We start from the raw sequence: 1646 nt of genomic DNA on the forward strand, positions 1-1646 counted from the left end.
GTCCAGGATGTCGTTTCGCTGGACATTGCCTTCGGCGCAGACCTTGTCGACCAGCCCGGAGATTGCCTCACGCACGGCGACCGTCATGCCTTCGCGGCCGTCAGGATTCATCATCACATAGGAGACGCGGCTCATCAGATCCTCGCCGAAGCGGATCTGCGGGTTCGAGGTGCCGGAGGAGGCGGCGACGCGGCCCGACAGCAGCGACACCAGATGCATGGCGATGGTGGTCGAGCCGATGTCGCAGGCGAGACCGTAGGCCTCGTTCTTGAGGCCGGGCCAAAGTGCTACGACGCGCGCGGTCTCCGAATCGGCATCCTTGTAGATGGCGGCGGTCGCGGTCCAGTTGCCCTTGCGCAGGATACCTTGCACCTGCGGCAGCAGATAAAAATCGAAATCAAGGCTTTTCAGGCCCCAATCGTGCATCAGCGCGATCTTCAGCCGGTCGAGATCGCCAAGCGGCTTGTGCATGTCGGGTTCTTCGATCTCGACATAGCACATGCGGATCGCCGCATCGCGGGCGATCACCCTGGTGTCGGCATCCTTGCGGATGGTCTGCGCGTTGATGACCGTGTCCTGCGGCACGTCGATGACGAGGTCGCCGAGAATCTGCGCCGAGCAGGAGAGGCGGCGCCGTTCGGGCAGGCCACGGACGCGCTCATAGCGCTCTTCCTTGGCGCCCTTGGGCGTGATGTGGTCGTTGGAGGAGGTGATCTTGTGCTTGGCGAAATTGCCTTCCTGCACTTCGATCTGGCAGCGTCCGCAAGTGGCGCGTCCGCCGCAGACGCTTTCGACATAGACGCCTAGCTGGCGCGCGGCATCGAGCACCGGCGTGCCGACAGGAAAACGCCCGCGCTTGCCGGACGGCATGAACAGCACGAGCGGGTCGGTGATGTTGGCAGGTGAGTTCACGATTGCGCGCTTATCCTCGGCCCATCCGGGCTTCACGGCCGCCACGGCGGCGGCCGCCATTGCCGGCGCCGTCGCCCGGCGCATTGACTTGCGTCGGGGCGGCAACGGCCTGGCCGCCTTCGGCCGGCTTGTAATCCTTATAGGTGCGGATCCAGTTGGTGCAGTTCTCGTCGGTGCCGTTCAGCACATTCGCGCCGCGCACGGCTTCCATTTCCTGCGGGCGCACCGGGTTCATGATCGCCGAGGTCATGCCGGCGCCGATAACCATCGGAATGAAGGCAGCGTTGATGCCATGGCGATGCGGCAGGCCGAACGAGATGTTGGACAGGCCACAGGTGGTGTTGACCTTGAGCTCTTCACGCAGGCGGCGCAGCAGCGCGAAGACCTGGCGGCCGGCATCGCCCAGCGCGCCGATCGGCATCACCAGCGGGTCGACGACGACGTCATGCGCCGGAATGCCGAAATCGGCGCAGCGCTCGACGATCTTCTTGGCGACGGCGAAACGCACGTCCGGATCCATTGAAATGCCCGTCTCGTCGTTGGAGATGGCGACGACCGGCACGTTGTACTTCTTGACCAGCGGCAGGATGGCTTCGAGCTTTTCTTCCTCGCCGGTGACGGAGTTGACCAGCGGACGGCCCTTGGCGACCTTGAGTGCTGCTTCGATCGCGGCGGTGACGGAACTGTCGATCGACAGCGGCAGGTCGACCAGCCCCTGCACGATCTCCCACGTC

General features: G+C 64.4%; 2 protein-coding genes. Both read right to left on the minus strand.

What is annotated here, in order from left to right:
* On the minus strand, positions 1-972 hold a 972-nt coding region (locus EN984_RS33750), incomplete at its 3' end, for a 2Fe-2S iron-sulfur cluster-binding protein (protein WP_127384315.1).
* Positions 923-1646, minus strand: a 724-nt coding sequence (locus EN984_RS33755) for a dihydropteroate synthase (protein WP_127384316.1), incomplete at its 5' end; no start/stop codon positions are given. The genes EN984_RS33755 and EN984_RS33750, both read right to left, overlap by 50 nt.

Origin of the sequence: Mesorhizobium sp. M7A.F.Ca.CA.004.12.1.1, assembly GCF_003997835.1 — a bacterium.
Lineage (GTDB): Bacteria > Pseudomonadota > Alphaproteobacteria > Rhizobiales > Rhizobiaceae > Mesorhizobium.